Source organism: Nocardia gipuzkoensis, from assembly GCF_021183645.1.
GTDB lineage: Bacteria > Actinomycetota > Actinomycetes > Mycobacteriales > Mycobacteriaceae > Nocardia > Nocardia abscessus.
The window spans coordinates 4,545,543-4,570,834 of record NZ_CP089225.1 but is presented as its reverse complement, the minus strand read 5'-3'; the positions used below and the strand labels follow the sequence as shown (position 1 = coordinate 4,570,834).

General features: G+C 69.8%; 28 protein-coding genes and 1 tRNA gene. 17 read left to right on the top strand and 12 right to left on the bottom strand.

The features are described from left to right. Positions 1-83 precede the first annotated feature (83 nt). Both LTT66_RS20655 and LTT66_RS20650 read left to right on the top strand, forming a co-directional pair. Positions 84-938, top strand: coding sequence for an alpha/beta fold hydrolase (locus LTT66_RS20655; RefSeq protein ID WP_233060214.1), 855 nt, complete (start codon positions 84-86; stop codon positions 936-938). Positions 939-1,422: 484 nt separating this feature from the next. Continuing rightward, a complete protein-coding gene (locus LTT66_RS20650; protein ID WP_233060212.1) occupies positions 1,423-2,454 on the top strand; it encodes a DoxX family protein in 1,032 nt (343 codons plus the stop codon). Positions 2,455-2,541: 87 nt separating this feature from the next. Here LTT66_RS20650 and LTT66_RS20645 read toward each other — a convergent pair whose 3' ends face one another. Beyond that, the gene (locus tag LTT66_RS20645; RefSeq protein WP_233060209.1) at positions 2,542-2,931 is read right to left on the bottom strand and encodes an STAS domain-containing protein; all 390 of its coding nucleotides are present in this window, start codon (positions 2,929-2,931) and stop codon (positions 2,542-2,544) included. A gap of 114 nt (positions 2,932-3,045) precedes the next feature. Continuing rightward, positions 3,046-3,927 carry a mycofactocin-coupled SDR family oxidoreductase gene (locus LTT66_RS20640; RefSeq protein WP_233060207.1) on the bottom strand — a complete coding sequence of 294 codons (882 nt, stop codon included), beginning with the start codon at positions 3,925-3,927 and terminating at the stop codon, positions 3,046-3,048. Between the two features lie 402 nt (positions 3,928-4,329). Between LTT66_RS20640 and LTT66_RS20635 the strand changes: the two genes are divergently transcribed. The 3 genes from LTT66_RS20635 to LTT66_RS20625 all read left to right on the top strand — a co-directional run bounded on the left by LTT66_RS20635 (position 4,330) and on the right by LTT66_RS20625 (position 6,963). Further along, positions 4,330-4,533, top strand: coding sequence for a hypothetical protein (locus LTT66_RS20635; protein ID WP_181719790.1), 204 nt, complete (start codon positions 4,330-4,332; stop codon positions 4,531-4,533). A 135-nt stretch (positions 4,534-4,668) separates the two neighbouring features. Then, positions 4,669-5,328, top strand: coding sequence for a class I SAM-dependent methyltransferase (locus LTT66_RS20630; protein WP_233060205.1), 660 nt, complete (start codon positions 4,669-4,671; stop codon positions 5,326-5,328). 96 nt (positions 5,329-5,424) lie between these two features. After that, positions 5,425-6,963, top strand: coding sequence for a sensor histidine kinase (locus tag LTT66_RS20625; protein ID WP_233060204.1), 1,539 nt, complete (start codon positions 5,425-5,427; stop codon positions 6,961-6,963). A 46-nt stretch (positions 6,964-7,009) separates the two neighbouring features. Here LTT66_RS20625 and LTT66_RS20620 read toward each other — a convergent pair whose 3' ends face one another. Further along, positions 7,010-7,423, bottom strand: coding sequence for a DUF6463 family protein (locus LTT66_RS20620; protein ID WP_233060202.1), 414 nt, complete (start codon positions 7,421-7,423; stop codon positions 7,010-7,012). Positions 7,424-7,486: 63 nt separating this feature from the next. Between LTT66_RS20620 and LTT66_RS20615 the strand changes: the two genes are divergently transcribed. Next, on the top strand, positions 7,487-8,083 hold the full coding sequence (locus LTT66_RS20615; RefSeq protein ID WP_233060200.1) for a TetR/AcrR family transcriptional regulator: 597 nt from the start codon (positions 7,487-7,489) through the stop codon (positions 8,081-8,083). 64 nt (positions 8,084-8,147) lie between these two features. On the opposite strand, the gene LTT66_RS20610 is transcribed toward LTT66_RS20615, so the two are convergent. Further along, the gene (locus LTT66_RS20610; protein WP_233060199.1) at positions 8,148-8,948 is read right to left on the bottom strand and encodes a PIG-L deacetylase family protein; all 801 of its coding nucleotides are present in this window, start codon (positions 8,946-8,948) and stop codon (positions 8,148-8,150) included. Positions 8,949-8,970: 22 nt separating this feature from the next. Further along, entirely contained in the window at positions 8,971-9,366 is a 396-nt protein-coding gene (locus tag LTT66_RS20605) for a hypothetical protein (RefSeq protein ID WP_233060197.1), read from the bottom strand. A 720-nt stretch (positions 9,367-10,086) separates the two neighbouring features. On the opposite strand from LTT66_RS20605, the gene LTT66_RS20600 reads away from it, so the two are divergent. After that, positions 10,087-10,677 carry a hypothetical protein gene (locus tag LTT66_RS20600; protein ID WP_233060195.1) on the top strand — a complete coding sequence of 197 codons (591 nt, stop codon included), beginning with the start codon at positions 10,087-10,089 and terminating at the stop codon, positions 10,675-10,677. 15 nt (positions 10,678-10,692) lie between these two features. Here LTT66_RS20600 and LTT66_RS20595 read toward each other — a convergent pair whose 3' ends face one another. Next, positions 10,693-12,018 (bottom strand): cryptochrome/photolyase family protein, encoded by a 1,326-nt coding sequence (locus tag LTT66_RS20595; protein WP_233060194.1) that lies wholly within the window; start codon positions 12,016-12,018, stop codon positions 10,693-10,695. A gap of 162 nt (positions 12,019-12,180) precedes the next feature. Further along, positions 12,181-12,804: a lipocalin family protein gene (locus LTT66_RS20590; RefSeq protein ID WP_233060193.1), complete on the bottom strand. Its 624-nt coding sequence runs from the start codon at positions 12,802-12,804 to the stop codon at positions 12,181-12,183. Positions 12,805-12,890: 86 nt separating this feature from the next. On the opposite strand from LTT66_RS20590, the gene LTT66_RS20585 reads away from it, so the two are divergent. Together LTT66_RS20585 and LTT66_RS20580 are read left to right on the top strand one after the other, a co-directional pair. Further along, positions 12,891-13,235, top strand: a complete 345-nt coding sequence (locus tag LTT66_RS20585; protein ID WP_233060192.1) for a hypothetical protein — start codon at positions 12,891-12,893, stop codon at positions 13,233-13,235. 88 nt (positions 13,236-13,323) lie between these two features. Beyond that, complete coding sequence (locus tag LTT66_RS20580) at positions 13,324-14,169, top strand: MerR family transcriptional regulator (protein ID WP_233060191.1); 846 nt, start codon at positions 13,324-13,326, stop codon at positions 14,167-14,169. 209 nt (positions 14,170-14,378) lie between these two features. On the opposite strand, the gene LTT66_RS20575 is transcribed toward LTT66_RS20580, so the two are convergent. Both LTT66_RS20575 and LTT66_RS20570 read right to left on the bottom strand, forming a co-directional pair. After that, positions 14,379-15,728, bottom strand: a complete 1,350-nt coding sequence (locus LTT66_RS20575) for a TIGR01777 family oxidoreductase (protein WP_233060190.1) — start codon at positions 15,726-15,728, stop codon at positions 14,379-14,381. A 296-nt stretch (positions 15,729-16,024) separates the two neighbouring features. Further along, complete coding sequence (locus LTT66_RS20570) at positions 16,025-16,816, bottom strand: phosphatidylethanolamine N-methyltransferase family domain-containing protein (RefSeq protein WP_233060189.1); 792 nt, start codon at positions 16,814-16,816, stop codon at positions 16,025-16,027. A 112-nt stretch (positions 16,817-16,928) separates the two neighbouring features. Here LTT66_RS20570 and LTT66_RS20565 point away from each other — a divergent pair, with 112 nt between their 5' ends. Continuing rightward, the gene (locus tag LTT66_RS20565) at positions 16,929-17,735 is read left to right on the top strand and encodes a nuclear transport factor 2 family protein (protein WP_233060188.1); all 807 of its coding nucleotides are present in this window, start codon (positions 16,929-16,931) and stop codon (positions 17,733-17,735) included. A 189-nt stretch (positions 17,736-17,924) separates the two neighbouring features. On the opposite strand, the gene LTT66_RS20560 is transcribed toward LTT66_RS20565, so the two are convergent. Further along, positions 17,925-18,857, bottom strand: a complete 933-nt coding sequence (locus tag LTT66_RS20560; protein ID WP_233060187.1) for a sterol desaturase family protein — start codon at positions 18,855-18,857, stop codon at positions 17,925-17,927. Between the two features lie 161 nt (positions 18,858-19,018). On the opposite strand from LTT66_RS20560, the gene LTT66_RS20555 reads away from it, so the two are divergent. After that, entirely contained in the window at positions 19,019-20,230 is a 1,212-nt protein-coding gene (locus LTT66_RS20555) for a sensor histidine kinase (RefSeq protein ID WP_233060186.1), read from the top strand. Then, the gene (locus tag LTT66_RS20550) at positions 20,227-20,898 is read left to right on the top strand and encodes a response regulator (RefSeq protein ID WP_233060185.1); all 672 of its coding nucleotides are present in this window, start codon (positions 20,227-20,229) and stop codon (positions 20,896-20,898) included. Before LTT66_RS20555 ends, LTT66_RS20550 begins: the two co-directional genes overlap by 4 nt. Before the next feature lie 19 nt (positions 20,899-20,917). On the opposite strand, the gene LTT66_RS20545 is transcribed toward LTT66_RS20550, so the two are convergent. After that, positions 20,918-21,724 carry a VOC family protein gene (locus LTT66_RS20545; protein WP_233060184.1) on the bottom strand — a complete coding sequence of 269 codons (807 nt, stop codon included), beginning with the start codon at positions 21,722-21,724 and terminating at the stop codon, positions 20,918-20,920. Positions 21,725-22,287: 563 nt separating this feature from the next. Here LTT66_RS20545 and LTT66_RS37240 point away from each other — a divergent pair. From LTT66_RS37240 to LTT66_RS20530, 4 genes are read left to right on the top strand one after another with little or no spacing between them, the layout of a single operon-like run. After that, complete coding sequence (locus LTT66_RS37240; protein WP_181719808.1) at positions 22,288-22,713, top strand: SH3-like domain-containing protein; 426 nt, start codon at positions 22,288-22,290, stop codon at positions 22,711-22,713. Further along, positions 22,710-23,009 (top strand): SH3-like domain-containing protein, encoded by a 300-nt coding sequence (locus LTT66_RS37235; RefSeq protein WP_195064820.1) that lies wholly within the window; start codon positions 22,710-22,712, stop codon positions 23,007-23,009. The genes LTT66_RS37240 and LTT66_RS37235 overlap by 4 nt, the downstream gene beginning before the upstream one ends. Continuing rightward, on the top strand, positions 23,006-23,716 hold the full coding sequence (gene scnC, locus LTT66_RS20535) for a thiocyanate hydrolase subunit gamma (RefSeq protein WP_233060183.1): 711 nt from the start codon (positions 23,006-23,008) through the stop codon (positions 23,714-23,716). Before LTT66_RS37235 ends, scnC begins: the two co-directional genes overlap by 4 nt. Continuing rightward, positions 23,713-24,042 (top strand): SH3-like domain-containing protein, encoded by a 330-nt coding sequence (locus LTT66_RS20530; protein ID WP_233060182.1) that lies wholly within the window; start codon positions 23,713-23,715, stop codon positions 24,040-24,042. The genes scnC and LTT66_RS20530 overlap by 4 nt, the downstream gene beginning before the upstream one ends. A gap of 77 nt (positions 24,043-24,119) precedes the next feature. Here the strand turns inward: LTT66_RS20530 and LTT66_RS20525 are convergent. After that, a tRNA-Met gene (locus LTT66_RS20525) sits at positions 24,120-24,193 on the bottom strand. A gap of 526 nt (positions 24,194-24,719) precedes the next feature. Between LTT66_RS20525 and LTT66_RS20520 the strand changes: the two genes are divergently transcribed. Beyond that, positions 24,720-25,265, top strand: a complete 546-nt coding sequence (locus LTT66_RS20520) for a transglycosylase family protein (protein ID WP_195064823.1) — start codon at positions 24,720-24,722, stop codon at positions 25,263-25,265. Positions 25,266-25,292 lie beyond the last annotated feature (27 nt).

The window sequence follows — 25,292 nt, the reverse complement described above, 5'->3', positions numbered from 1 at the left end:
CGAGTGCCCTGCTCGGCCGCTCCCGCCACGTAGAATCGCGAAGATGCGGCGGCTCGTCCGCCCGCAGTCCGTAGGGAGTCGGCGTGGACGTTTTCGCACATCGGGGCAGGGCCGTCGTCTTCGACCGCACGGGCAGCGGGTCGCCGGTTGTCTTCCTGCACAACGCGGGCACGCAACGGCGGATCTGGGACGACCAGGTCGCAGCCCTGCGGGACGAGCACGAGGTCTTCGCGCTCGATCTTCCCGGCTACGGTCAGTCCGACCAGCCCGCCACGGGTTACCGGCTCACCGACTACGTCGACATGCTCACGGAGTTCCTGGACGCCCACCGCCTGACCGACGTGGTGCTGATCGGCAACTGCCTCGGAAGCGCCACCTCGCTGCGCTACACCATGGGCCATCCGGGGCGGGTGCATGCGCTCGTGCTGGTCAATCCGCTCACCTCCGACACCGTGAGTTCGGGCCGGTCGGCGGGTTTGGCCTGGCTGGACGCGCGGCTGCCGCTGGCGCCGCTGGCGCGCCGGATCAGCTTGCCGAGCCCGATCGTCTCGCTGATCCTCGGCAACCAGCTCGGTCCCCGCGGCCGAGACCAGCGCAACCAGCACGAGCCGCGCGTGCGGGCGCACTGGACCGATCGGGGCAGGCTGCATGCCCTGCACGGCCTGGTGCAGGATTTCCCGTCCTACCGCGCGTTGGACACGTTCGATCCGCCTGCCGGCTTCCCGCCGATCTGCACGATCTGGGGACGGCGCAATCGCATCCTGTCGGCGAAAGCGGGTGGGCGGCTCAACCGCAAGCTGCGCCCGCACACCGCGGTGGAACTACCCGACTGCGGTCACCTTCCGATGGTGGAGGCCCCCGACCAGGTTACTTCGATCATCACCGGCTTCCTCGCCGCGATCGAGGCGCCCACCCGGAAGCGCGCCGACGGCTGCTGAATCCCGCTCACAGGGGAGCCGCGGTCGGGCAGAGTTCCGGGAAACTGGCGGAGCGCACGCCGCAGCCGGTGCATTCGAACGCTATGCCCATGTCGAGCATCCAGTGGATGCGGGTATGGCAGGTCTCGCACAAGAAATCCACACCGGCCGGGTGGCAGCAGGACCGTTTACGGATGAACCATTCCGCGCGATGTCGACACGGCACGGAGTCGAAGCGGAACGTGCACCTCGGCGCAGCGGGCAACGCGGCGACGACGGCCTCGAAAGCCGTTGTGGCCGTATGGGTGTTCACAGCAGATACCTTCCGGCGAAGCAGGGGCGGGAGGCGGGAGCGTGCGCCACGGCGCCTCTCCTGCTGGATCGATCTCCCTCGAATTGCTGTTACCCGGATGAGGCGGCCTTCACACGGCGGCGGACCGGCTTGTTTGGTCACGAATCGCGCGGGAATCCGAATCGTGACGACATCAAGGGAAGGGGTTCTGTCATGTTATTGCGCCGACTCGCCCGGCCGCTGCTGGCCACCGCGTTCGTCGTAGACGGGGTCGATACGCTGCGGCGCCCGGACGAGCGGGTCAAGGCGGCGAACGCACTGCTCGAACGGGGACAGCGGCAGCTCCCCGAAGAGATTGCCACAAAGTTGCCATCCAATCCGACGACCGTCGTGCAAGTCAACGCGCTCGCGCAGGTGAGCGGCGGCGTCCTGCTGGCACTGGGCAAGGCGCCGCGCTTGGCCGCCCTGGTGCTCGCCGCGACCGTGGTGCCCGCGGCCGTCACCGAGCAGGATTTCTGGAACGAGCAGGACCCGGCGCGGAAGTCGGCGAAGCGGACCGCGTTCCTCAAGGACCTCGGACTGCTGGGCGGGCTGATGATCGCCGCGGCCGATACCGAGGGCAAGCCGTCGCTGGGCTGGCGCGGCCGCAGGGCCGCGCGTGACGCCGCTGCCGCGGTCACCGCCGCACTGCCGTTCGGCGCGGCCTCGGATACCACGACCGGCGCGGCACTGCGCAAGCACGCGCACGAGGCCGCGGAACGGGCGCGGGCGCTGGGCGCGGTCGCCGCGAGCAAGGGCGCGGAACTGGCCGAAACGGCGCAGCGGCACGGACCGGAGTGGGCGGAAGCGGCCAAGGAACACGGCAGCGATCTCGCGGAGACCGCCAAGGTGCACGGGTCGGAGTGGGCCGAGGTAGCCAAAGATCGCGGCACCGACTGGGCCGAGTTCGCCAAAGAGCACGGCGCGGAATGGGCCGAGATCGCCAAGGAGCGGGGGGCCGAATGGGCGGAGATCGCCAAGGAACGGGGTGTTCGTCTCGCTGATCTCGCCAAGCAGCGCGGCGGCACATGGGCCGAGATCGCCAAAGAACGCAGCGCCGAATGGGCGGAACTCGCCAAGGAGCGCGGACCGGAGATCGCCGATGCCGCGCGGGAACGCAGTGCGCACACAGCGCAGCTGGCCCGCGAGCGGGGTGCGCGGAAGGCGCAGGCAGCCCGCGAGGCGATCGAGTCGCGCCGCCACTGACGCTCGACAGGCGGGCGCCGGTCTCGGCTCGGCGATGAAATACGCGTTCGGCGGCCCCACTCGGGCCGCCGAGCGCGTTTGCGCCGGTCAGGCGGTCTCGTCGTAGCCGGGCGAGAGGTCCACGAGAGCGGCATCGAGCGAGGCGACCCGATGGAACCGGTCGGCCAGGCCGGTGATCTCGATGGCCCGGTCGACCGGCCGCACCGTGGTGATCAGCACGATCCGGTGGCGCGAGCGCGTCGCTTCGGTCTGCGCCTCGACCAAGACGCTCAGTCCCGCCGCGGCGAGGAAGGTGACCGGTGAGAGGTCGAGCACGAGCGTGGCCGCGCGGCGGAGGAAGGCGCACGCCAGCTCGGCACGGAACCGGGGCGCGGTCGCGGCATCGATTTCGCCCGCGACCATCAGCATGGTGACGTCGTGGCGCGGGCGGCACACCGAAAAGCGAAGCGGGTCAGTCCGTTCGGTGTGTCGGGACATGCGCTCACTCCTGGCCGGAAGCTGGCACTGCACAGACCTTGTGCTTCCAGTGAAGCACGGTGCGCGAGGTCTGTACAGGCGCGAACTGCGTTCGCCCCCCGCCGTTTCCAGCCGCTAGGAGGTACTCGCGCTCCCGCCGCAGGAGATGGTGATCGCCTCCCCGTTGAAGTGGCGGCCGTGTTCGGAGACCAGTAGCAGCGTCGCCTCGGCCACCTCGGCGGGCTGGATCAAATCACCGTTGGGCGGACCGGACTCGATGATCGCCATCCAGTCCTCCTTGGAGGGGTTCTCCTTGTCCGGCACCATGAGCCGCCACGTCGCCGGGTTCTGGATCATGTCGGTGTCGACGCCGGAGGGCAGCAGGGCGTTGACCGTGATGCCGTACTCCGCCACCTCCAGCGACAGCGATTTCACCAGTCCGAGCACGCCCCATTTGCTCGCCGCGTAGTGCGCCGCGTTGCGCACGCCCATCTTCGCCACGATGGACGAGGTGGCCACCACGCGGCCCCAGCGGCGCTCGATCATGTGCGGGACCACCGCGCGGAAGCTGTGGAACACGCCGTTCAGGTTGGTGTCGATCATGTCCCGCCACAACTGCTCGTCCATCTCGGCGACGGGTGAGTTGGACGCGATGCCCGCGTTGGCGATCAGGATGTCGATGCGACCGAATTCCTCGATCGCGCGGTCGGCGACCGTCCGCATCTGTTCCAGGCTGCGCACGTCGGCCTGCAGGGCGACGCAGCGGCGGCCCGCCCGCTCGACCAGGGCGGCGGTCTCGGCCAGGTCGTCCGGAGTGCTCAGCTGGTAGGGCAGGCCGGACAGCGGGGCGGCGATATCGCACACGACGATGTTCGCGCCCGCGTTCGCCAGAGCCAGGGCGTGCGCGCGGCCCTGTCCGCGGGCGCCGCCGGTGATCACCGCTACCCTGTCGTCCAGATTCCCCATGGCGGGCCCTTCCCTGTCGGTACCTGCTTCGGCCGCCACCCATCGTGTCACGGGCGCACCGAGTGAGCTCCCGATTTTCAGCGGCCGCCTCACCCACCGGCGGTTTCCCAGGAGTGGGAACCCGTTACGGGCTGACGCACTCCGGCTCGGCCGCCGGTGCGCGACACCCGCGCAGCCTGCGCCGACGCGACGCTTTGCCGAAATATCCTGGGGCAGTGGAACAATGAGTCCGGTCCCGGCACCGGAGCGGGCACGGTCGCGGCACGGGCGAACCGACCCGACTGCGGCAGGGAGACCACATGCGACAATTCCGACCCGGTCCAGCGACCAAATGAGTGCGATGTACGCTGCGCCCGGAACGACCCTGCCCGTGCCTACGCATCGTTCCTGGCACGGTCCGGCGCATCCACAATGGTTCCTGGGGGCCCGATGACCGATTGTGAGTACCTTTCCGTGAATCTCGACCGACAGCTCGACGCCGAACCCACCGACCACGACAGCGCCGTGGCCGAACGGCTCACCAGCCCGCGCCTGCGCAGGCTCTTGCACACGGCCATCGGCCTCTCCGAGGATTCCGTCGATCTGCTGACGACGATGACCACCCGCCTCCGTGCGGCCGAGGGCATGATCCTGCGCGACCCGCTCGAAGAGTGTTGACCTGCGGGCGGTCGCCGGTCCCGAGCGAGCGGCACGGACATGCGCCCGCCGGGCGGCGACGGCCGGCGCGCGGGTAGGTTGCCGAAGCAGCAACAATATTTGCCGATCCGGCCGCCCCCAAGGATGGTGGGACGCATGAGCGCGACACACCACGAGCACGCGGACCGGACGACGCCGACGACGGTCGAGTACTGGGAGACCTTCTACCGGGAGCGCGAGCAGATCTGGTCGGGACGGCCGAACTTCTTGCTGGTGCGAGAGATCGAATCGGTCGCCGCAGGGTCGGCGCTGGATCTGGGCTGCGCCGAGGGAGCCGACGCGATCTGGCTGGCCGAGCGCGGCTGGCGCGTCACCGCCGTGGACGTGTCGGAGACGGCGCTGGCCCGCGCCAAGGCCCAGGCGGCACGGCACGAACTCGCCGGCGAAATCGATTGGCAGCGGCACGATCTCGACCACACCTTCCCGGACGGACGGTTCGACCTCGTCACGGCGCAGTACCTGCATTCGCCGCTCGCCCAGGACGGCGAACGGATGCGCATTCTCCGACGGGCCGCCGAGGCGGTGGCGCCCGGCGGGCTGCTGCTGATCGTCGGGCACGCGGAATGGCCCAGCTGGGTGCTGGAGCCACCCGCCGACGTGCACTTCCCGACCACGGCCGAGGTGCGCGCGGGCCTGGCTCTGGACCCGGCCGTATGGCGGGTGGAGGTGGACGAGGTCGTCGAGCGCGAGCACCCCGGCCCCGAGGGGCAGCCCGGCACCCGGAAAGACAACATCCTGCGCATTCGCCGCAGCTGACCCGCACAGGAAACTCCCAGCTTGCTCGCAGATTGCTCGGCGCTTGCGCCGCGATCATGGGCTCATGACCAGTCGCGAATCCCAGCCGAGCCGGACGTGAGCGCGCGGGCGAGACCAGCGCGGCGGATATCGGCGGTCCCGCTGCGGGTGGGGCTGGTGATCGTGTTGCTGTTGCTGACGGCGACGGCGCTGTTCGCGTCGGGCGCGGCGGTGACATCGGCGCTGAGTCGGTCGCTGACGCAGCGCACCGACGAACAGCTCTACGACGCGGCGCGGTCCTGGGCGCAGCCGCGTCCGATGCGCCAGGTGATCACCAGCGACGGTCGCGCGCAGTGGATTCCGGCCGACCTGCCCGCCGCGCCCGTGCCGCCGAGGTCGGCGGGCGAACAGCCGCGGCGGTTCTTCGAACTGCGCACAGGCGCCGACGGGCAGGTGTATCAAGACCTACCGGGCGGCAACGGCACCGGATCTCCCGATCTCGGCGGCACGACCGCGGGCACGCCGAAGACGGTGCCGTCCTCGGATGGTTCTTCGATGGATTGGCGGGTGCTGACCACCACCAACCAGTACGGATCCACCACCATCGGCCTGCCCCTGACCGACAACCAGGAGACGGTCTCCCGGTTGATCTTCTTCGAAATCGGCACGGGGGCAGCGGCTCTGCTGGCCCTGGGCGCCGTCGGCTACCTGGTGATCCGGCGCAGCCTGCGGCCGCTGCGCGAGGTGGAGCAGACGGCGGCGGCGATCGCGGGCGGTGACCTGCACCGGCGGGTGCCGGTGCGCGGCGTGGACACCGAGGTGGACCATCTGGCGCGGTCACTGAACGAGATGCTCGCGCGGATCCAGCACGGCGTGGCCGCCACCGAGGCGTCGGAGGAGGCGGCCCGGCGCTCGGAGGCGCGGATGCGCCGCTTCGTCGCCGACGCGAGCCACGAACTGCGCACGCCACTGACCACGATTCGCGGGTTCGCCGAGTTGTACCGGCAGGGCGCCAGTACCGACGCCGGGATGGTGGTCGGCCGGATCGAGGCCGAGGCGGAGCGGATGGGTCTGCTCGTCGAGGATCTGCTGTTGCTGGCGCGGCTGGACGAGAAACGCCCGCTGGAGCGTAAGTCCGTCGACCTGCTCGCGCTGGCGGGCGACGCCGTGCACAACGCCCGGGCCGTCGCCGCCCGCCAGAAGCCGTCACCGGATGCGCCGGACCGCCCGATCACGCTGGCGATCGGCGACGGCGAAGGAACCATGGATGTCATCGGTGACCAGGCCCGCCTGCGCCAGGTGCTGACCAACCTGCTCGGCAACGCCCTCACCCACACCCCGCGCGAAGCGGCGGTCGCGGTGCGGCTCACGCCCGCCCCCGACCGCGTCCGCATCGACGTCATCGACGCAGGTCCCGGACTTCCACCCGAAGCCACCACCCGCGTGTTCGAGCGGTTCTACCGCGCGGACGCCTCGCGCACCCGCGGCAGTGGCGGCACCGGGCTCGGCCTGGCCATCGTCCAAGCCCTGGTCACCGCGCACGGCGGACGGGTCTCGGTGCAGAGCGAACCGGGCCGAGGCAGCACCTTCACGGTGGTGCTGCCCCGCGAGCCGTCCGCCGCGCCGACCACGGATCAGCCGGCCAGATCGCGGTGAACCGAAGCGGCATGCCGCCTGCCCGCTCGCGGCGCGTGCCGAGTGCTCACCTCGGCGCGGCCGCGAACCGGGAGGCGGGCTCGGCCTGCCCGGCACGCCGCGCGCCTACCGCGAGCAGCCCGACCGCGATCCAGGCCAGCGCCCACGGGGCGGGCTCGAGGATGACGCCGGCGACCACGGACCAGATGCCCAGCGTCCACGCCACGAACGACGGCGGCACGATGCCCCGTCGATCCAGCCACAGCACGAGCACGCCGATCAGGGCCAACGGCACACCGAAGCTGCCGGTGGTCAGCCAGAACGACGCCATAGCCGGGCTCATCTCGCTGATCCCCTCCTCGGGGCTCCACAGCTTCGCGCCGAACCATGAGTCGGCATGGTCGGGAGCCACCAGTACATAACTGCCGAGTGTGTGCCCGAGTCCGAGAAACACCAGGAGACGTCCTGCCCACTTGATCATTGGAATCCACCCTCCATTACGGAACTGACAGTTCCGATACTGTCAGTTCCGTATACTAGGAGCGTGCCGAAACCGAAACAAGGGCAAGGACGTCCGCGCAACAGTGAGGTCGATCTCGCTATCGTCCGCGCCACGCGAGAACTCCTGGCCGAGCGCGGTTACGCCGGGCTGACGGTCGACGCCGTGGCGGCGCACGGCGGAATCGGCAAGGCCGCGATCTACCGGCGCTACGCGACGAAGCAAGAGATGATCTTCGCGGCCACCGTGCACGACATGCGGGAGCAGCCGCCGCCGGACGCCGGATCCCTGCGCGCGGACCTGGCCGCCCTCACCCGGACCATCGCCGACCAACTGGGCAGCGCGCCGACCGACGTGCTCGCCGGTCTGCTGGCCGACATCTACGCCGATCCCGCGCTGAGCACCCGCTTCACCGAGACCTTCCTCGAACGGGAACGACAGGCCGTGATCGAAGTGCTCGACCGCGCCGTCGGCCGCGGCGAACTGGCCGCGCCACCCGACCCGGCCACGGTGCACGCCCTGCTGCTCGGCCCGATCTTCGCCTGGCTGCTGATCCTGGACGGCGATCGCGACAAGGTTCCGGAACTCACCCGCACGGTCGCCGAATCGGCAGCCACCGCACTGCTGTCCCCGCGCGACTGACCGCGACGCCCGTCCGCGAATCCGCTCGCCCAAGCGGCGGACGCAGCGGCGCGGACGGACGCGTTCAGCGCGGCGCCGGTTCGAAGAGGTCGGTGAGCGGTGCGTCGGTGCCGCGAACCGCGCCTTCCTCGGCGAACCATTCCCAGCGCAGGACCCGGCCGAGCACGGGAACGGGCAGGCGGAGCAGGACACCGGCGATGGTGGCGAACCGGCTGGAGCCCTCGATGATCGAGCGGTGGGCGCTCAAGGCGGCTCTGCGCCGCGCGGCGTGCGCGCCGACATCGATGCGGTGCGTGATCTCCGAGCGCGGGCTGAAGACCGAGGCGAGGATAGCTGGATCGTAGCGGAACGAGATCGGCAACCGGCCGAGGAAACGGGCCAGGCGTGCGAAACCCTCGCGCGGCAGGGTGGCGTCGAGCACGCGGGAGACACCGGCGAGTTCGGCCGCGCGCTTGCCCACCTCGTGCACGCGGACGTGGTCGCGGTGCCCGTACCCGCCGTTGCGGTCGTAGCTGAGCAGGATGTCGGCGTTCTCGTCGCGGAGGATCGCGGCCAACCGCTCGGCCGCCTCCGCGGAATCCGCACGGACGAACCTCGTCCGGTCCGGCGGGTCCGCGTACAGTACGGCGCCGTGTCCGCTGTCGGCGTAGCCGAGATGCGCCACCCGGTGCACGCCGAGGGCCGCGGCGCTGGCCGCCAGCTCGCGCAGCCGCAGCGCTTCGCGCCCGCCCAGATCGGCCATGTGACCGTCGGTGGCCACCACGATGACGGTTCGGTGCCCGGCGGCCGACAACTCGGCCAGCGTTCCCCCGGTCAGCAGTGTCTCGTCGTCCGGATGCGCGTGGAATGCCACAACGGTCGCCATCGCCCCAGTGTGCCAAAGATTCTCAGCGCAGGTCCCTGGCCAGGCGGGTCGCACCGACGAGCATGTAGCCGCCGGTCAGCGTGACCAACGCGACGGCGGTCGGTCGCGGCACGTCACCGCGCAGCACGCGCACCCCGCCGTGCGTCGTGTCGACGATGTCCACCAGCAACGCGAGGCGCTGCCAGCGGGGCAATTCTTCGACGGGCGCGGTCAGATATCCGAGGCCGAGCGCGATCGCTCGCGCACCGAAGATACGGGTCATGTAGTCGAGCTCGGGCGTGGGGCGCACGCCGAGCGCCTTGGTCAGCATCGCCGGGGCCAGGAGGGCGGCCGACCCCAGCGCGACCCGGCCGAGCGCCAGACCGCGCAGCGCGCCGGCCAGTGGAGAGCGGGATTTCCGCATGCTGTTGGTCACCATGTCCCGAGCCTGACCGACGAATGCCGTCAGGTCGATTACCTGCGAGGTAATCGACCCTGTCACCGGCTACCTCGGCAGCCGTCGTCGCCCGCGGGGTGCGGCTGGGCTCAGGCACGACCCGGAGTCGCACCTGAGCCCGATCCTGCTGCAAGCCGCGGCGGGACAGCGTGATTCCGTCCCGCCCTGGGCATCGACTATCCGACGCCGGACGGCACCCGCGTTCGTGACTACGTGCATGTGGCCGACGCATGGGTTTGCACCGGCCGGTGTACGACGACTGATCGACCGGGCGGCCGCTTCGTGGGTGCCCGGGCGATCCTGGTTCGCTCACCCGGGAATCACGATGCGCTCAGAGAATGAGCAGAATCAGCGCTTTCTGCAGGGTGTCCACGATGCGGCCGATGGTAATGGCGATTTCGACGGTGCCCATGACAGGCCCCTTTCCTCGGGCATGGTGAATCCTCGACCCCTCAATTCAAGCGCGGACAAACGGGATTCGGAAGCTCGGGCCGGTATCGCCGGGTTCCGACCGCCCGTCCGCGCCGTACGGCCGGCCCGCCGGAGCATGATTCGTGCACCGGAGTCGCGGCGGAAGGCTGTCGAGAAGGGTTGATCCGCGAGGCCCGTCTCTTCGAATCATCTGTGTCGCGGCACCGGTCGCGGCCGTGAACGCGGAATACCGCACCAACCGGACAATTCCATCCATCGTCAGGAGCATCTGTGTCGTCGTCGCACCCGTTGGCCCCAGACCAGCACGACTGTTTCCGGGATGTGGTGAACACCGTGGGGCAAGCCACGGCGATACTCGGCAGGCTCCGTCTGGTCCCCGCCGATCACGCCGCGGTGCACGCGGGCATCGCGATACTCGCCGATCGAAGCGACGACATGGTGCGTGCGGCCCCGGCAGACCGCCGCCACCTCGGCCGGTCCCTGCACGGTGTCCTCATCCACCTCCGGACGACGGCCGAGCGCGCGAACCGGCACCGCGTCACGTCGCCGGCGGAGGAACTCGCGGAGGTCATCGGCATCGTCGAGGAATGCGGGCGGCACACCGCCGGACTGTTCGCGGCGCCGTTCGACCCCACCTGGGCCGCGTGGTATCGCGCCGAGATCCTCGGGCTGGCGGACGACGCCGACGACGCTTTCCGCCGCCTGTTCGCGCGGTGGTACTTCGACACCGACGACCTCTCGGCGGTGGCCGGGATGCGGGACGTCAGCGACGAACTGGAGAACGTGGTGCGAGCCTTCGAGGAGGTCGCCGACGCCGTGCCTGCGACCGTCGCGAACCAGCCGAGCGAGCTACCCCGATGATCCGCTTCGGGGACACTACATTCCGACGAAATCGATGATCGGCGCCGGATAGTCCGCCGGATCGACGCCTGCGCGCCACGGCCGATGGATGCGCGCGCCGGGCAGGTGCGCCAGTTCGGGCACCCAGCGCCGCACGTACGCGCCATCCGGGTCGTAGCGTTCGGCTTGGCGCAGCGGGTTGAGCACCCGGTTCGGCCTGGTGTCGGTGCCGGTGCCGGCCACCCACTGCCAGTTGAGCTGGTTGTTCGCCAGGTCGCCGTCGACCAGCCAGCGCAGGAAGTGCTCCGCCCCGACCCGCCAGTCGACGCGCAGCGACTTGGTCAGGAAGCTGCCGGTGATCAACCGCGCCCGGTTGTGCATCCAGCCCTCCGCGCGCAACTGCCGCATCCCGGCGTCCACGATCGGGTGCCCGGTGCGCCCCTCGCGCCAGGCGTCCACGGCCTGCGGGTCGTCGCGCCAGCGGACCGCGCGCTCATGGTAGTCCGACCAGGCCGCGGACGGGCGGGCGGCCAGCAGCTGGTGGTGGAAGTCGCGCCAGGCCAGCTGCCGGGCGAACGCGTGCCCGCCCTCGGTGGACATGTCCACCCGATGCACCAGCTCCACCGGGGACACGCAGCCGAAATGCAGATACGGCGACAGCCTCGAGGTGGCGTCGGCGGCGAGATCGTCGTTGTCGCGCGCGTAGTTCTCGACCGGCCCGGACAGCCAGTCGCGCAAGATCTTCCGTCCCGTGGTCTCACCGCCGACGGCCAGCCGCGGCGAGGCCGGACCCGCGCACAGGTCACCCGCGTCCGGCAGCGGCAAGCTCGGCACCCGGGGCACCGTGAGGTCGCGCGGCTTGCTGAGCGGCTTGCGTTGCGGCGCCTCGCACCAGCGCCGGAAGTACGGGCCGAAGATCGCGAAGTGATCGCGCCCGGTGGCGGGAAGCAGCGACTCCGGGGCGACGGCGGTAATGGTGGCGGGATGCCTGTGCAGCAGACAGTCGCGGCGCGCGAGACGCTCGCGCAGAGCGCGTTCGCGATGGCGGCTGTAGCCGCTGACGTCCGCGGCCACGTGCACGCTCTCGGCGTGGACCTGCGCGGCGACGCGGTCGACCTCCGTGGCCACGTCGCCGCGGCGCAGGACCAGGCTGCCGCCGATGGCGCGCAATTCGTCGTCCAGCTCGGTGAGCGCCGCGGACAGGAACCGGGCGCGGTTCGGCGCGGCGAAGCGGCCCGAGAGTATGGCGTCGTCGAGGACGAACAGCGGCACCACCGCCGCACCTTCCCGGTGTGCCGCGGTGAGCACCGGGTTGTCCCACACCCTCAGGTCGCGGGTGAACAAAGCGATCGTGACGGTCATCGGACGCGGTCCCCCTGTGCGGCAACGCTGTTCATCGGCAGCGCTCCCCCTCGCCTGAGCGGCAGCGGATACTCGGCGCCCATAAGGGCCGCGCCGGGGCGGTATCGGGCGGCTCAGCCACACCGCCGACGACGCGACCCTCACGAGCGCCGAGCATGCCGATCACCCCGCGCAGAGCGGGACGATGCGCGAGTCACCGCCCGTCGTCGGGGAGGTCAGATACAGGCACGAGTTCTGACCGGCCGCGGCGATCGCCGCGCGCACCTGCTGCCAGGTGTCCGCGTCCAGCGCCGCCGCGCGGGCAAGGACGAACCCGGATATCCGGCTCGGGTCGGTGACCAGCGCCCACGAATAGTCCGGGCCGAGCGCGGTGACGATGTAGTTCGTCGCCCCCTCCAGGCGGTCCTGGGTCGGCACGCCGGGGAAGCTGACGTGCAGCTGCGCCTTGGTCTCCTGGTCGGTGACCGTCGCCGTGCCGTTGATCTCGTTGCGCGTGTTCGCCCACGTGGTGCAGGTGTTGCGCACCGCGATATTGCCCTGTGGGTCGAGCGAGTAGTTCGCCTGCGTGTCGCGCGCGCAGGCCAGGTTGAAGAACTGCGGCACGGCGGCGAGCTGACGCCACGTGCCCAGGTACCGGTCCAGATCGAGACTCGGCACCGGCGCGGGCCCGGCGACCGGGCTGGGCGCCGCGGTGGCGCCGCCTGCCGCGAGCACCGACGCGGCCAGCGCCGACACCGTCCCGGCGAGCAGGCGAGTGGACGTAAGCAACAGGTTGCGACGGTTCACGCTAACTCCTCGATGATCGGCGACGCTGACCACGCTAGCACAATAACGATGCATAATTGATGCAACCGAGATTCCAGGAGAGAGCGATGACCCGGGTGCCAGCGCCCCGCCTCGCGGGCTTCGCGACCGCCGATCACGGGCTGGCGGTCGCCCTCCGACGCGCCGCGCTGTCCGACTGGACGGACGACGACACCGCGCGCCGCGCCGCGGCCCGCATCGCCGGATTTCGCGATTCCGCTTCCGGTCCGGCTCTCGTACCCGCCCCGACGCGGGAGGCCGTAGGGCCTGTGAACTCGCGCGGCATCGGCTCGGATCGCAGGGGCACCGTGGCGCCCGGGCGGGCCTCGCGCGGACAACCGCGGTGCGCCGAGACCATCCCGGCAACGGTGGGCCGGGGTCTGCTGTGCGCCGCCCTCACCGGAAGGGGGTGAGGCCGTGCCGGAACCGCCAGGACCGATCACACCGCGCAACCACACGGGCGGGGCGGATCCCGTCGGCGGGGACAGGCAGAATGGGGCGATGCCCGCCGGTTCCGTCCCCGTGTCCGATGCGGCCGGATACACGGTGCGCGCGGTCGCCGAACGTCTCGGTATCCCGACCGCGACGCTGCGCAGCTGGAACCGTCGTTACGACATCGGGCCGCCGCAACACCGCCCGGGCAAGCACCGCCTGTACACCGAGGCCGACATCGCCATGCTGGAGCGGATGCTCACCCTGATCCGCGCGGGCGCGAGCCCGGCAGGGGCGGCGGCGACGGTGCGCGGGCCCGCGCCCACGCTCGGCCGGCGCGAATCACTGCTGGCCGCGGCCTTCGCGCTGGACACCGGCTCGGTGTCGAGCCAGCTCGACGCGCACGTCCGCGCGTTCGGCGTGGTGGACACATGGAACCTGCTGTGCCGCCCTGCTTTCGCCGACATCATCGATCGACAGCTCGGCGGCGAGGGATGTGTCGACGTCGAGCACTTGCTGTCCTGGTGCGTCATCTCGGTGCTGCACCGGACCCACCCGCCGCCGATGGCCGACGGCCCGGTGCCGGTGGTGCTCGCCTGCACCAGCGGCGAGACGCATTCACTGCCGCTCGAGGTGCTGCGCGCGGCCCTCGCCGAACGCGGCACGGGCGCACGGATGCTCGGCGCCGACGTCCCCGCCGCGGCGCTCGCCGACACCCTCGCCCGTTTCGACCGCCCCGCCGCCGTGCTGCTGTGGTCGCAACAGGAGTCCACCGCGTTGACCTCCGCGGTGCGCGCGTGCCTCGGCGCGGGCGCCCGCGTTCTGGTCGGCGGCCCGGGATGGGAGGCGGTCTTCCTCCCCGACGGCGTGGAGCGCGTCGACAACTTGGTCGACGCCGCCGACCGGCTCGTCTGAACTGTTCCGCTCCCGCGGCGCGTACCGCCGTAGACCGCCTCCGCACCCGACGCAGTGCGAATCCTTCCCCGCCGCGCCCATCGTCGGCCGCCCGACGCGGGGTTATCGCGAGGAGGGCAACCGCACTGACGATGTCCCGAACCGGCCCGTGGCTCGACGAATAACGATGCTCAATCGATGCATCGTTTGACTCCGGCCGACGCCCGACGTCAACGCGCGGTCCTGCCGAGCAGATGCCGCAGCGCCGGTTCCAAGGTCTGCGCGCGGAACCGATGCCCGGCCTCGGCCAGCCGCATGGGAACGACCCGTTGGCAGGCGGACGCCACCTCCCGGTTGCCTTCTCGGCCAAGGAGCAGCGCAGGACCGAACCCGGGTACCGGGAACAGTGCGGGCCGGTGCAGTACAGCTGCGAGGACCTTCGTGTATTCGGCATTGCGAACCGGTTGCGGCGCAACGGCATTGACCGCGCCCGACAGCCCGGCGTCCCAGAGTGCCCGATGGTAGACATCGATCAGGTCGTCGATCCCGATCCAGGACAGCCACTGACGACCGTCGCCGATGCGTCCGCCCAGCCCGGCCGTGAACAGAGGGCGTAGCAGCCGCAGGGTACCGCCGCGCGGGGACTGCACGATCCCGGTGCGCACACGCACCACACGCACACCCGATTCCGCAGCGGGAGCCGTGGCCGCCTCCCACCCGTCGACCACGTCGGCGAGGAAGCCGTCACCGCGTTCCGACTGCTCGGTCAGCGTCTCGTCGCCGCGATCGGCGCCGTAGTACCCGATCGCCGAGGCACTGACGAAGACCGGAACCGCCGCCCCGGCCGCCACCTCGGCGAGTTTCCGGGTCGGCCCGATCCGGCTGTCGGCGATCGCACGCTTGTGCTTCTCGGTGAACCGGCCCGCGATGGACGCCCCGGCCAGATGCACCACCGCGTCCACGCCGTCCAGCAGATCCGGCGCTGGATCGTCGGTGTCCCAGCGCCTTTCGTCCGCAGCACGGGGCGTGTGCCGGACCAGCCGCACCACCTGGTGCCCCCCGGTGGTCAGGAACGCGACCAGCGCCGAACCGACCATGCCGGACGCTCCGGTCACCGCGACCGTCCTGCCCACGAAACCCGCTCGCGCCGCCCGGGCGTGGGCCGCCAGATCGTCGGTGAGCTGCCGGTGACGGTAGGCGAACATGGGGCGCAGCACCGCGGCGGGCACCGGCGCGTCCACCCGGTCCACCACCCTGGTGCGGTTCTCCTCGACCACCTCGAAATCGTGGGTGTGCCGCCAGGGCAGCAATCCGGCGGGCAAGGAGCCGACGCCGTCGACCGTGACCGCGTCGACGAAACGGCGCGGCGGGTCGTACTCCTGTGGATCGTGCCTGGCCACCCAGCGCAGACCACCGGGCAGTCCGAGCACCGCCTGCCCGTCGGAGAGCGAGTCCGATTCGGCGCGCGGCGAAACCGGCTGCCAGGGCGGCGCCAGGCGGGTCAGCGCGCCAGGACGCGCGTGCCAGGCGAACACCTCGGACCGAGGAAGATCGATGACGCTCGCGTACTCGATGCCCATGACCCGACTGTAGCCCGAAACCGACTCGATGCAGCGTTTATGCATCGTTACTTGAGGCAGAATCTGCAAAACCGCAGGAATTGACCTATAACCAGTCTGTCCGATGCAATACAATGGCTCGTTAGCGTGCCCACCCGGACGAGCGCGCCGGGCCGCAGCCGAGTCGATTCGCCCACGCGGCGGACCCGCAGCCCCTCGAGCGGGTCGACCACCGCGGCAACCTGCGGCAACCCGCGCAGATCCGCCATGACCTGCGACCGCACCCCGACGCGATGCGCGCCCGCACCGCCCAACGGTCAGACCACGAACGGAATCAACGCCTTGCGCCCGGCCGGATAGTCGGCGAACTTCTCCCGGTACCACTTGTGCGTAGCGAAAGCGCGCGGGACCAGGTTGCCCGCGGTGATCAGGAAGATCACCACACCGGCCAACGACCACGTCGCCAGCGCGAAGCCCGCCCAGGCGATCAACTCGCCCAGATAGGCCGGGCTGCTGACGAGGCGGAAGCCGCCTCCGTAGGGGATGCGGTACTCGGCGGCGCCGGGATTCGCCTTGTCCCGCAGGTTGCGCACGATCGATTCGGAGCGCGCCAGCAGCGCGAACCCACCCAGATAGACGACGAGTCCGAGCAGGAACCGCGGATCGGTCAACCATTCCGGACCGTACTGACCGAGGTAGTCGTGGCTGAAGAACGAGCCGTTGAGGTAGCCGTGCAGCGCCGTGACGAACACGCCCGCGGCGAGTACCGAGATATTGAAACTGCTCCGCTTGCCCGGCACCTGCCGGATGGACAGCGGGAAGAACCAGCCGCGGTTGCCGTAGTGCAGCACCCAGATCGCCGCGAGCACCAGCGAGGTGGGCTCGAAACGATTCGGACCGGCGAGGTAGCAGACCGCGAACACCACAGTCGCCGGGATCTCCATCAACCACCAGCCCAGCTTGGGGTTGAGGTTGAAACCGACCTTGGTGGTGGCGAAGCGCCCGTAGGGACTCTGGGCGAAGAAGCCGCCGACGAGCACGAACGCCGCGAATGCGAAGGCGATCGTCAGTACGGTGTCGTAGGCGGTGTTCCCGGTGTACCAGTCCATCGAGTTCCTTCACAGTGCGGAAGCGACCGGTGCGACACCGGAACGCGACGCCAAAACTAGAACTTGTTCTACCATGTGTCGAGTCCCGGCTCGTGTCAACGGAGGTACTGCCATGCCGCTGGATCCTTCGGCCGCAGCGCTGCTGACGGCCGTCGAGGCGTCACCGCGCGCGGTCGCCGCGCACGACAGGTCCGCGTGGGTCGGCCTGTTCACCGCCGACGGCGAGGTCAACGACCCGGTGGGCTCCCGCCCGCATGTCGGCCGCGCGGCCATCGAACGCTTCTACGACACCTTCATCGGGCCGAACACGATCGCGTTCCAGGTGGACCGCGACCTGGTCCACCCCCCGACGGTGGTGCGCGACCTCACCATCGCGACCACGATGTCGACCGGCGCCACCGTCCTGGTCCCGATGCATCTGCGCTACCGACTGGTGGAGCAGGACGGGGCGTGGAAGATCGCCCACCTGGCCGCCCACTGGGAGCTGGCGGGCATGATCTGGCAACTGCTGCGCACGGGGCTGCCCGGACTCGCCGCCGCGCTGAAGCTCGGACCGCAACTGATCGCCAACCAGGGCGTCGGCGGGGCGCTCGGCATGTTGCAGGCGCTCGGCGGCGTGGGCCGCGGCGGAAAGCGCGCCACGACAAAGCTTTTCGCGGCGGCTGCGAGCACCGACCTGAGCCGGGTACGCGAGCTGCTCGGCCATCGGGCCGACATCGAATTGCCCGCGGGAACGCCGGTATCGGTGGAGGAATTCACCAACCGGGTGCGAGGCATGCGCTGGAGCAAGGTGATCGCCGCAGGCCGCACGGTCACGGCGAGTGTGCGGGTCGGCGGGGCACCGGGGGTAGCGGTCGCGGAGTTCGCGCCAGGCAGCGACGGCATCGTGGCCCTGCGGTTCTATCTCGATTCCGTCTGAATTCTTGTCTGCTGTTCGCCGGCCGCTCGGCCCTCCCCGGAGCACCACTGAATCAGCGCGTGGGCGCACGGCCTCGAGCACGACCGCGCCCGCAGGCATGCTCCGGGCACCCGGATGGCCGGACGCGCTGAGACGCCCGGCCACCTCGGGTTACACGGGTTCCAGCGGCGCCGTGAGACGCCGTCGCGGTCAGGAGGTGAGCTGCCCGACGCGTTCTGTCACCGGGACCTCGGCTCGTCCCGGCACCGGACCCTCGGCTCGTTCGGACACCGGCTCGGCATGCTCGGTCCAGCCGGGCGGGCCGAAGACGTACCCGAGCCGCCCGCGCCACGTGCTCGCGCCGCGCACGTCGCGGATCAGCGCGGCCAATTCGTGATAGTTCACCTTCAGCGGGTTGTCGGTGCCGATGTTCTTGGTGAGGCCGTAGCGGACCGGTTCGGTCTCGGCGGCGAAGCTGCCGAACAGCCGATCCCAGATGATCAGGATGCCGCCGTAGTTCTTGTCGATGTAGGGCTGGTTCGAGCCGTGGTGCACACGGTGGTGCGACGGTGTGTTGAACACGAACTCGATCGGCCGCGGCAGCGTCCGCACGCGCTGGGTGTGGATCGGGAACTGGTAGAGCAGGCCGATTCCCTGGAGCAGGAAGATCATCCACGCAGGGAAGCCGAGCAGCGCCGCGGGCACCCAGGCCAGCCCGCGCAGCAGGCTCGCGACCGGATGCAACCAGGACAGGCGGATCGCGGTGGAGAGATTGAAGTACTGGCTGGAGTGGTGCACGCTGTGCGCGGTCCACATCAGCCGGACCCGGTGGTCGGCGCGATGCGCCCAGTAGTAGCACAGGTCCGTCACGACCAGGCCGAGCAGCCATACCCACCACGACCGCGGCGACAGGTGCAGCGGCGTGATCGCCGCGGCAGCGACCACCGCCGAGAACGGCACCACGTACTGCAGCAGTGGCTTCGTCAGCCTGCCCAGCGTGAACGTCACCACGTTGGAGGCGGTGTCGCGGACCGACCCGCTGGTCTGCGGCCGGTCCGGATCGCGCCGGTAGGCGATCCACTCCACCAGCATGAGCACCGCGAACGCCGGAATGGCGTAGCTCAACAACTCCACACGGCCCATCAGTTCTCCTTCACCGTCCGTCGTCGACCTTCGACGCTACGGACGCGGGCGGGTGCGGACATCGCGCCGGCGAGGGATTCCGCATCCCCCGTGCGGGGGACGCGCAGCGCGGCCCGCCGGTGCAGAGTTGTCGACCGGCGAGGCCGCACGGGATGGCTAGGATGCCCAGGGACGCGGCACCGGACACGGACGGAGGCGGTGACCATCTGTTGGATGTGAGCAGGTCACTGGCCCGCCAGTCGGTGCTGGTCGCGGTGGTGGCCGCCGTGATCGACGCGGTGGTGCTCGGGCTGAGCGGCGTGTTCGCCGTAGCCCCGTGGCAGACGATCGCGGCTGTCGCGGCGATCGTCGCCGCCGATCTCGCCTTGGCCTTGCCACCCCGGACAGCGGGCGCGGTCGCGGTGACGCAGGTGCTCGTGCGCCTGTCGGCCGCGCTGCTGCTGCATCGGCACGGATTCCCGATTCGAGTCGCCGACGTGGGGTTCCTGGTGGCCGGGTATCGCGCGGGGGCATGGCTGGCCGGCCCTGGTTCGGTGCTCACCATGGTGCTGCTGTGCGCCGGGGTAGCCGGGGCGCACCTGCTCACCGACAGCGCCGCTGCGCACGACTGGAGAATTCTTCTGGCCGCCACGGTGTCCGCGGGCTGCGTACCGTGGCTGGTCGGCCGCTACACCGCGGCACGGGGCGCCTACATCGCCGATCTGGAACAGCGTGCCCGATTGCGCCGCCAGGAGCACCAGGCGGCGTTGGAGCGGGCCGTCAGCGAAGAACGGGCCGCCATAGCGCGGGATCTGCACGACGTGATCTCGCATCACGTCAGCGCGATCGGCATTCACGCCGGCGCGGCGCGGCTGGCCCTGGGCGGCACCGCCGACACGGCCGCCGCCCGATCGCTGTCGGCCGTGGAGTCCAGTAGCCGAGCCGCGATGGTGGATCTGCGCCGCCAGCTCGATCTATTGCACGGGCGCGAGGACGACGGGCAGCGCCAGCCGGGACTCGCCGACATCGACGGGCTGATCGAGCACGTCCGCGCGGCCGGGCTGGAGGTCGAGGTGACCGTGCGCGGCGACGCGATCGAGCTGCCGGACTCACTGAACCTCACCCTGTACCGCGTCGTGCAGGAGATGCTGACCAACGCGCTGCGGCACGGAGACGGCACGCACGCGCGATTGGACGTGGAGTACCTGCCGAAGCGGGTGGTGCTGCGCGCGACCAATCCTCTCGCCCGCGAACCGGCGATCGCCGACACCTCGGTTCCGCGCGGGCTCAACGGGATCCGCCGCCGCGCCGAGCTGTTCGGCGGCGAACTGGACTACGGCCGCGACGCCACGCACTGGCGCACCACGGTCTCGATGCCGATCGGAGGATCGTGAACTCGCCCATTCGCGTCTTGATCGCCGACGACCACAGCATGTTCCGCTCCGGTCTGCGCGCCGTCGTCGACAGCCAGGCCGACCTGGACTGCGTCGCCGAGGTGGGCGACGGCCGCGACGCCGTCGCCGAGACCGCCCGGCTGCGACCGGATGTCGCGATCCTCGACGTCCGGATGCCCAAGCTGGACGGGCTGGCCGCCACCGCCGCGATCGTCGCCGCGGGCGGAACACACGTCCTGGTGCTCACCACTTACGACAGTGAGGCCAACCTCTATCGCGCCTTGCAGGCGGGTGCGAGCGGGTTCCTGCTGAAAAGCCTGCCCCCCGAAGAACTGGTCGCGGCCATCCGGATCGCGGCACGCGGCGACGCCCTGATCGATCCGTCGATGACCCGCCGCCTCGTCGCCCGCTTCGCGAGCACGCTCGCGCCGCCGCGCACGCCGCCGGAAGTCGGCCTGCTCACCGCTCGCGAACTGGAAGTGCTGCTCCTGCTGGCCGACGCGCGCAGCAACGCCGAGATCGCCGCGCGGCTGTGCGTCGGCGAGGAGACGGTGAAAACCCACGTCTCCCGCATCCTCGCCAAACTCGGCGTGCGCGATCGCATCCACGCCGTCGTCTACGCCCACCAGCACGGCCTGATCACGCCGGGAGCGGCGCGCTCCGACTGACCGGGCGCGCCGCTTCGGCTCAGCCGCCGGCCGGGGGTTCGCCGACCGTGGTCGTGGGGTCGATGACGCCGAAGACCTCACCCTGCGGGCCTTGGACGATGCCCATGCGGCCGAAGGGGCTGTCGTCGGGGCCTGCCATGACGGTGGCGCCGAGATCGCGCGCCTTGGCGAGCGCGTTGTCGGTGTCGCCGACTTGGAACCAGGTCAGCCAATACGACGGGTCGTCGCCCGGCATCTTCGTCGAGTCGTTGACGCCGCCGATGGCGTCGCCGTCCTGCGTCCGGCTGAAGGTCGAGTAGACGAAGCGCTCGCCGTCGCCGATCTCGGTGTAGTGCCAGCCGAACACGTCGGCGTAGAACTGCTGCGCCTGCTTGTAGTCGCCGGTGTGCAGTTCGTTCCAGCAGTAGGCGCCGTGCTCGTTGTAGATGCCCGCGCCGCTGTGCGCCTTGGACTCCCAGACCCCGAAGACGGCGCCGGTGGGGTCGGCGGCGACGAACATGCGGCCGACGTCGAGCACGTCGAACGGTTTCATCATCAGCGAACCGCCCGCTTCGTTCACCTTCCGCGCGATGTCGTCGGCGCTGTCGGCGGCGAAGTAGGTGGTCCACACCGACGGCATCGGCATGCCCTCCGGCTTGGGTCCGATGCCTGCGGCCGCGCGGCCTTGGCGCATGGCCATCAGATATCCACCCGCCTCGGGCGGGCTGTCCTCGATCTCCCAGCCGAAGAGTTCGCCGTAGAACCCACGGGCACGCGCCGGGTCGTCGACCTGACTGTCGACCCAGCACGGCGTTCCCTGCGGCCAGCTTCCGTCGTGAGTGGGCATTGCGGGGTGCCTCCTGACATCGGTTGCCGAGGTGCGGCCGGACAGCCGGCACACGGCTAGTCAACCATCAGCATTCGGTGCGGGTGAGCCGATTCGGCCATCCGCTCCGGCGGCGCTCGCGAACCTGGAGTTCCAGGTGAAAGGTCCCCTTACACAGATCAGTCCCCGGTAGTCTCGTCGAAACCGTGAGCCTCAGTCGTCGCTGTGACTCCGGTGTTTCAACTGGCTGCCGGGGGCCTAGCCGGATCCTGGATCGGTGCTCTCACTGCCTGCCGACGTCTCAGCGGGCAATGCACACACCTACCGGTGTTCCGGTGTATCTACTAGTCTCCTCCACTTTCCTCCCCAGTCAAGGGGCAGGCACCCTCGATTCCCAGCGCGGCGTCCGGCGCGAACGGCACTGCGGCACACCATCGCAGACATCCTTCAGCAAACCGATCTCGGCGTGTACCCTGGGCAACCGGACCATATGTTTGTGACCGGGGTCACATCAAGACGTTCGCGCGCACGCCTTCTGCAACCGGCCCCGCCGGGGCCACCGGATCCGTCACTACGGAGACATCATGAGCGCACCGAACCGATTCGACGAGCTGCAGCACCGCGTCGCGGACCTCGCACCGGTGTTCCGCGAACCGCTGGACTCGCCCTACGAGATCTCGAACGAATTGTTCGCCGCACTGCGGCACGTTCTGCACGACGTGGGCGGCCAGCCGGACATCCCGGTCGAGTACCGGGAGAAGGAGGAGGAGCCCTGGGAAATGAGCACCTACGTCACGTGCGAATGCCTCGGCTGGCGTGGCGTGTGGAACTCCGAGGAACGCCGGCGAGCGGAGAACGACCTCGGCGCGACGCTGTACTTCGGTCTCCCCTACTACGCGCGCTGGGCGACCGTCGCGGCGAAGACTTTGGTCGCCAAGGGACTGATCACTCCGGACGAACTGTCGGCCAAGCTGGACGAAGTACGCGCCCGACGGGAGGCGCGCGCATGACGAGGAAGTACCGGATCGGCGATCGCGTCCGGATCCGCGAGGCCACCTCGATGTTCCACACCCGCACCCAGGCCTACACCCGCGGCCGCACGGGCGTCGTCGTCGAGCACCGGCCGGAGTGGATCATCCCGGAGGACGAGGCGTGGGGGCGCGAGGACGGCCGCGTCGAGCCGTTCTACGTCGTGCGGTTCCGCCAGAAGGATTTGTGGCCCAAATACACCGGCTTCGACGCCGACACCTTGGAGACGGAGGTTTCCGAGCACTGGCTCGAGCCCGCAGAGGAGGATGCCCGGTGAGCCGGACGCACGACCACGAGGCGCACGCGCCGATCCAGGCGAGCGAACAGATCAGCGAGTTCGAGGTGCTCGAGACGGCGATCCGGGAACTCGCCATCGAAAAGGGGCTGTTCTCCCGAGAAGACCACCGCAGGTTCGCCGAGTGGGCCGAATCCGTCGGCCCGCACGGCGGATCGAAACTGGTCGCGAAGGCGTGGACGGACCCCGACTTCAAGGCGCGCCTGCTCGCCGACGGGACCGAGACGTGCAAAGAGGTCGGCATCGACTGGCGCGACCCGACCGGCTCCGGGACGCCGAGCGACTACACCTACTTCTACGTGCTGGAGAACACTCCTCAGGTGCACAACGTCATCGTGTGCACCCTGTGTTCGTGCTATCCGCGGCCGGTACTCGGGATGTCGCCGGACTGGTATCGCACCCCTAATTACCGCCGGCGCCTGGTGCGCTGGCCCCGCGAGGTGCTCGCCGAATTCGGCTTGCACTTCCCGCCCGAGGTCGAGATCCGGGTGCACGATTCGAATCAGAAGTCGCGGTTCATGGTGATGCCGATGCGCCCGGAGGGCACCGAGGGCTGGACCGAGGAGCAACTGGCCGCCATCGTCACCCGGGACACGATGATCGGCGTGGCGCTGCCCCAGGTCGACTGGTCCGCGCAGCAGCCGCCGAACCGAGCCGAGTCCGCCACGAGGAAGGACGGCCACCGGTGACCAGCGGCCCGTACGACGTCCTGTTGCGCACACTGGATCCCGAGTCGCGCCGGGAGAGCACGCTGCCCGAACTCGACCGCAAACCCGATCCCTGGGAGTCCAGCATGCAGGCCACGTGTGAGTGCCTGTCCTGGCGCGGCGCCCTGGACAACCTGGAACGCCGCCATGCCGAGGACGCGCTCGGCGAGACGATCTATCACGACTTCCCGGTACGAACCCGCTCGGTCGTCGCCACCGCGCACACGCTGATGGATCGTGGCGTGATCACCCCGGCGGAACTGCGCGCCCGCATGGACGCCGTCCGCGAGCGGTTCCACCGGCAGTAGAGCCTGCCAACCGACGGGACACACGGAGACACAGACCGAAACGGCCCGGAACCTCTTGGTTCCGGGCCGTTCTTTTGTAGCGGGGACAGGATTTGAACCTGCGACCTCTGGGTTATGAGCCCAGCGAGCTACCGAGCTGCTCCACCCCGCGTCGGTGAACACAACATTACACACGGGTTCCGGAAGACTGCAAATCGCCAGTTCAAACCCCCTTTCGGGGAGTTGAACAGACCAGTGGAACCGAAGCGCGGGGACATCGCGGCCCACGGAATCGCGCGGCGGCAACCGCGGACACGATGCACATGTCGCTCGCGCCCACAAGATTCTCCACGGAACGAGTACTTCAAACGTGACGTACTTCACTATTTCGTAGTGATCTCACTCACATAACGATGCGATAACTTACCGCCGGTCCAGCGTGTTGATGGCGTTTACCACCTGGAAAAACGTCGATATTCGGGTTATTCGCTTCATGCAATTCCAGAGTTATCCAGATGTGATCTGCTGAGATTTCTTCGTTACCGTCATTCCACGGCCCGGATCACCCGAGACGGGCTCGAACTCGAACCGCCGAACACCGGCAACCCTGTCCCGCGGTTCGAGGATCCCCGACGACCTGGGGACAGGGACACGGCAGCTGGATCGCCGTGCCGGCGGGCGCAGGGAGGGAAACGACCATGACTGAGAACCGGAAGATCAGCACCCGCGCCTTCGGCCTCGCCGCCATCACCGGCGCTCTTGTTGCCGTCCCGTTCGCATTCTCCACCGCGTCGGCCTCCGCGGCGACCCACGACTGGGACGGCGTCGCACAGTGCGAGAGCGGTGGCAACTGGGGAATCAACACCGGAAACGGCTACTACGGTGGCCTGCAGTTCTCGCAGAGCACCTGGGCCGCCAATGGCGGCAAGGGCTCCGCGCACACCGCGAGCAAGGAAGAGCAGATCCGCGTGGCGGAGAACGTGCTCGCCACCCAGGGCCCCGGCGCGTGGCCGTCGTGCGGCAAGTACCTGCGCCAGGGCACCTCCGAGCCCGAGCCGCTCGTCCGGGCCGAGGAACTCCCCGAGGTGCCCGAACCCGCCCAGCCCGCCGTGAGCGCCGCGCAGTCCGTGGTCGAGCAGGCCAAGTCCGCCGCGGGCGAACTGGCCGAGCGGTACGGCCTGGAAGGCCAGTTCCAGCAGATCGTCAACCAGAACAGCACGCTGATCGACTCCTTCGGTCGCTGACGCACCCTGCGCCGCGAACGGAAAGAC

Bases quoted from the DNA above. Each gene is read 5' to 3' on its own strand.
- LTT66_RS20650 (WP_233060212.1), top strand. From the start codon at position 1,423: ATGTTATTGCGCCGACTCGCCCGGCCGCTGCTGGCCACCGCGTTCGTC.
- LTT66_RS20645 (WP_233060209.1), bottom strand. From the start codon at position 2,931: ATGTCCCGACACACCGAACGGACTGACCCGCTTCGCTTTTCGGTGTGC.
- LTT66_RS20630 (WP_233060205.1), top strand. From the start codon at position 4,669: ATGAGCGCGACACACCACGAGCACGCGGACCGGACGACGCCGACGACG.
- LTT66_RS20620 (WP_233060202.1), bottom strand. From the start codon at position 7,423: ATGATCAAGTGGGCAGGACGTCTCCTGGTGTTTCTCGGACTCGGGCAC.
- LTT66_RS20610 (WP_233060199.1), bottom strand. From the start codon at position 8,948: ATGGCGACCGTTGTGGCATTCCACGCGCATCCGGACGACGAGACACTG.
- LTT66_RS20605 (WP_233060197.1), bottom strand. From the start codon at position 9,366: ATGGTGACCAACAGCATGCGGAAATCCCGCTCTCCACTGGCCGGCGCG.
- LTT66_RS20595 (WP_233060194.1), bottom strand. From the start codon at position 12,018: ATGACCGTCACGATCGCTTTGTTCACCCGCGACCTGAGGGTGTGGGAC.
- LTT66_RS20585 (WP_233060192.1), top strand. From the start codon at position 12,891: ATGACCCGGGTGCCAGCGCCCCGCCTCGCGGGCTTCGCGACCGCCGAT.
- LTT66_RS20580 (WP_233060191.1), top strand. From the start codon at position 13,324: ATGCCCGCCGGTTCCGTCCCCGTGTCCGATGCGGCCGGATACACGGTG.
- LTT66_RS20575 (WP_233060190.1), bottom strand. From the start codon at position 15,728: ATGGGCATCGAGTACGCGAGCGTCATCGATCTTCCTCGGTCCGAGGTG.
- LTT66_RS20570 (WP_233060189.1), bottom strand. From the start codon at position 16,816: ATGGACTGGTACACCGGGAACACCGCCTACGACACCGTACTGACGATC.
- LTT66_RS20565 (WP_233060188.1), top strand. From the start codon at position 16,929: ATGCCGCTGGATCCTTCGGCCGCAGCGCTGCTGACGGCCGTCGAGGCG.
- LTT66_RS20560 (WP_233060187.1), bottom strand. From the start codon at position 18,857: ATGGGCCGTGTGGAGTTGTTGAGCTACGCCATTCCGGCGTTCGCGGTG.
- LTT66_RS20555 (WP_233060186.1), top strand. From the start codon at position 19,019: ATGCCCAGGGACGCGGCACCGGACACGGACGGAGGCGGTGACCATCTG.
- LTT66_RS20545 (WP_233060184.1), bottom strand. From the start codon at position 21,724: ATGCCCACTCACGACGGAAGCTGGCCGCAGGGAACGCCGTGCTGGGTC.
- LTT66_RS37240 (WP_181719808.1), top strand. From the start codon at position 22,288: ATGAGCGCACCGAACCGATTCGACGAGCTGCAGCACCGCGTCGCGGAC.
- LTT66_RS37235 (WP_195064820.1), top strand. From the start codon at position 22,710: ATGACGAGGAAGTACCGGATCGGCGATCGCGTCCGGATCCGCGAGGCC.
- LTT66_RS20520 (WP_195064823.1), top strand. From the start codon at position 24,720: ATGACTGAGAACCGGAAGATCAGCACCCGCGCCTTCGGCCTCGCCGCC.